This is a genomic window from Kribbia dieselivorans NBRC 106261 (genome assembly GCF_001552435.1).
Classification (GTDB): domain Bacteria; phylum Actinomycetota; class Actinomycetes; order Actinomycetales; family Dermatophilaceae; genus Kribbia; species Kribbia dieselivorans.
Genome location: NZ_BCRE01000256.1, coordinates 1 through 3,659, shown reverse-complemented (window position 1 = coordinate 3,659; position 3,659 = coordinate 1). Strand labels below are relative to the sequence as shown.

4 protein-coding genes are annotated in these 3,659 nt (G+C 71.0%); all 4 read right to left on the bottom strand.

Annotation, left to right across the window (positions count from 1 at the left end):
* The coding region (locus KD1_RS15555) for an ABC transporter permease (protein WP_157073416.1) at positions 1–707 on the bottom strand (707 nt) is incomplete at its 3' end.
* The gene (locus KD1_RS15550; RefSeq protein WP_068403432.1) at positions 704–1,405 is read right to left on the bottom strand and encodes an ABC transporter ATP-binding protein; all 702 of its coding nucleotides are present in this window, start codon (positions 1,403–1,405) and stop codon (positions 704–706) included. The genes KD1_RS15555 and KD1_RS15550, both read right to left, overlap by 4 nt.
* Positions 1,402–2,559, bottom strand: a complete 1,158-nt coding sequence (locus KD1_RS15545) for a hypothetical protein (RefSeq protein WP_068403430.1) — start codon at positions 2,557–2,559, stop codon at positions 1,402–1,404. Before KD1_RS15545 ends, KD1_RS15550 begins: the two co-directional genes overlap by 4 nt.
* Position 2,560: 1 nt before the next feature.
* Complete coding sequence (locus tag KD1_RS15540) at positions 2,561–3,319, bottom strand: hypothetical protein (RefSeq protein ID WP_068403428.1); 759 nt, start codon at positions 3,317–3,319, stop codon at positions 2,561–2,563.
* Between the last annotated feature and the right edge of the window lie 340 nt (positions 3,320–3,659).

Sequence of the window (3,659 nt, the reverse complement as noted above, 5' to 3'; positions counted from 1 at the left end):
AAGGCTGCCGGGGCGACGCGCGCGACGTCGGTGGCCGAGCCGCGCGTGGTGCGGGCAATGACGACCGGGGCGGCCGCGCCGGCCGGTCGGTCACACTCGGCGGAGTACGGCACGAGGACCTGTGTGCGCACCGCCGGGTCCGCGGAGGGCGACCGGACCACCCCGATGAGGATCCGGCGCTGCCCACCGACCCACACGGCCCGGCCCAGCCAGGTCGCATCGACACCGGCGCGCGACGCCACCGCCTCACCGAACACGACGACGGGGTCACACCGCCGAGCCATCGCCTCGTCCCACCACCGACCCAGCACGACCTCCCCCGACAGGGCCTCAAGGGCCTCGGGGCTGGCCAGCAAGACCTCACGCGGCAACGGCGTGGCCAACGGGTGGGTGGCCATCGGCACGGTGCCGTCCGGATGGGCCATGACCAGGCCGGCGGCGACGATCGCGGGCTGGGCGCGGAGCCGGGTGAGCCCATCGACCTCGTCGCGGGCCTCATCCGGCGACCATCCCTCGACCCGAAGGGTCTGTGACTCATAGGCATCGAACCGCTCCTGGACGAGCCGCACGCCGTTGCCGGCAACGCCGAGGGTGCCGATGAGGGTCAGGACGCCGACGGCCACGACGAGCACGGTCGTCGATGACCGTCCCGGCCGCCGTACGATCGCCTCGAGGGCTTCGGTCAGCGCGGTGCGCCACGCGTTCATGTGGCACTTCCGCCCGCGGCCAACACGCCGTCGCTCATCGTCAGGGTTTCGTCGCAGCGCGCGGCGACGGCGGGGTCGTGGGTGACGACGACGACCGCGGCACTCCCTTGGCGGGCCAGGTCGAGGAGGAGTGCGAGCACCAGTTCACCGCTGGCCGCATCAAGGTTGCCGGTCGGCTCGTCACACAGGAGCACCGCGGGGTCGCGCACGAGCGCGCGGGCGACGGCGGCCCGCTGCCGTTCCCCGCCGGACAGGGTCGTCGGCGAACTGTGGAGCCGGTGCCCGAGCCCAACGGTCTCCAGAGCGGCCTGAGCGCGGGGCCGGTGCTCAGCGGCGGGCACACGTGCGTACTTGAGCGGGAGCGCGACGTTGTTGAGCACGTCCTTGTGCGGCACGAGGTGAAAGGACTGGAAGACGAACCCGATGGCCTCGGACCGAAGGCGGCCCCGCTCGCGTTCGGTCAGCGCCCCGGTCTCGTGCCCATCCAGCCGCAGGCTCCCGGCCGTGGGCGTGTCCAGCAGGCCAAGGATGTTGAGGAGCGTCGACTTGCCCGACCCGCTCGGACCCACGATGGCCGCGCTCCGCCCGCGATGTACGGTCAGCGAGGCGTCGCGCAACGCATCGACGGTGCCCCACGGCGCGTCGATGCGCCGGGCGAGATGTTCGGCCTCGATCGCCGGGGCCGGCCCGCCACTCATGTCGGTGACGGGGCGGTCGCGGACTCGCCGGAGGTGACCCCGACGACGACCAGATCGCCTGTGCTCAGGGCCGCCCCCTTCATCGGCGTCACCTCGACCGAGCCCCTCGCGGAGAATCCGGGTCTGACCGGCACATCGCGTGTCGCGTTCCCCGAGCCGCCGTCGGGATCCTCGCGAACGCGCACGAAGGTCTCGCTGCCGTCGCCGTCCCACAGGGCGCTGACGGGGACCACAAGGGCGGGTCGGGCCGCCCGCTCCCGCTCGACGATCGCCACCACCGCATCGCCGTCGGCCAGTTTCGCCCCGGTGACGTCGATGAGCAGCGAGCCGTTCGCTTCTCCGTCACCGCGGCCGCCCTCGTCGGCGCCGGCCGCCGCGGCGTCTGAGCCACCGCCCCCGTCCGCGTTCGATGCTCCGGTCCACACCGCGCGGATCTTCGCTGTCGCGGTGGTCTGGCCGTCGAGGCGCACCTTCATCGTCGCTGCGATCGGCGGTGTGCCCGGGGCCAGCGGACACGAGACCCGCTCATCGTCCGAGCGCAGGGTCAGTTCGTCGAGGTTGGTCGATCCCAGGGCGGAGTCCGACCACGCGACCGTGGCGGGCAGCGACTCGACGACCAGGATTTCATCCCGCGGGATCGTGGCCCCGCCGTCGTATCCCAGCGCGGCCACGTGCCGCTTCCAGATCTCCCTCTCGGCGACGCGCCACGGAGTGCGGGCCGGTTGCGCGATGACCAGGCCGCGCTCGGCAAGCATCGAACGGACCTGGTCGACGTCGGCGCCGGCGTCGCCAACCTTGATGTCCCGGAACATCGGCACCCGACCTTCGATCGCCACGATGGGCCGACCATCGATCTCGATCAGGGCCTCCCCGTTGCCGACCTGCCCGCGGCCGACGTTCACCCGCGAGACCACACCGTCAACACGCACATCCGCGACCCGAGCCACGACGGGTCGTTCGACGGTGCAGGCCAGCCGCACGTCGTCGACGAGCGTGCGACGTTCCACCGGCACGACGACATCCCGGACCGGGGTGGGTCCACTGCGCTCCGCCCGCGCGCTGATCGCCGTCAGCCACGTGAGGTAGCCGACGACGACGCACAGGATGACGGTGAGGATTGCCCATCCGAGCAGTGGGCCGCGATGCTCCCCCACGTCAGGCCAGCGCGGCTTCGGCTCGGCCGATGGCCTGGTCGAGGCTGTCGCGGACGCCGACGATCTCGCCTTCACGGGCATCCATCATTCCGGTGAGGTAGCGGTCCTCGATGGCCAGACGTCGAGAGGCGTAGTCGACCTTCACCTCACAGGTGGCCGAATCCTTGGCCACGCGCACGCTGGCCGGCACGCGCACCCCAGCCTGCTGCGCCTGGCCGAACGCGGCATCCGGCTCGTCGAGCCCTTCATGGCCGGCAGACGTCATGCACTCGGACCAGGACGCGTCGAGCGCGACCATGTCCTTGTCCTCCTGCGCGGCCAAGAGCGCCGAGTTGGCCAGATTCCCGGCCAGATACATCACGCCAGCCCCGGCCCCGGGCTCTCCGAACATTGTTGCCTCGGCCTCGGCGATGCAGCCACTGCTCGGCGATCCGATCTCCCCCGACCCATCGTTCAGCGTGTGGGTGACCAACTCATCCCGATCACCGAACAGGGCGTTGTTGTATCGCTTTCGCTCCGAGGGCGAGAGTGCCTTGGCATAGACCGCATTGGGGTCCGGTGGGACGCTCGATTCCTTGGGGAAACCTCCCGAGACCTCAGCCGGCGAGAAGCCATGGGTCTTCGGGAAGGTCACCGCTGGAGGTACGTTCGGAACCGCGTGCGCAAAACCGTGCTCCCGCATGCACTCCACGACCAAACGGGACTCGAAATCACCAACGGTCTGGCTGAGGGCGTGCACGGCCTCGATCTCGGCGCGCACTCCGGGTCGTGCCTCCGCCGCGGGCTGGATGGCCGACGAGGCAGGAGCCTCGGCGTCTGTCGTGCACGCGGTCACGGCGATCAGCGCTGCGACTGCAAAAAAAACTCTTCCCGACATCGTGATCCCCCTGAACACCAACCGAACTCGGTCAGATTAGCCCATGGGTCACCGCGCCGGAATGCTCAGCGTGACAGCAGTGCCGCCACGGTCCGCGGCACGTGAAGCGCGACATCGCGCGCGCGGATCGGGCCGCCGGGGTTGGCGTCGTCGGCGGCGACCCCGTGGACGAGTGCGCCGAGCGCACCCGCGGTGGGGAGGTCGAGACCGCCGGCGGCGAGGG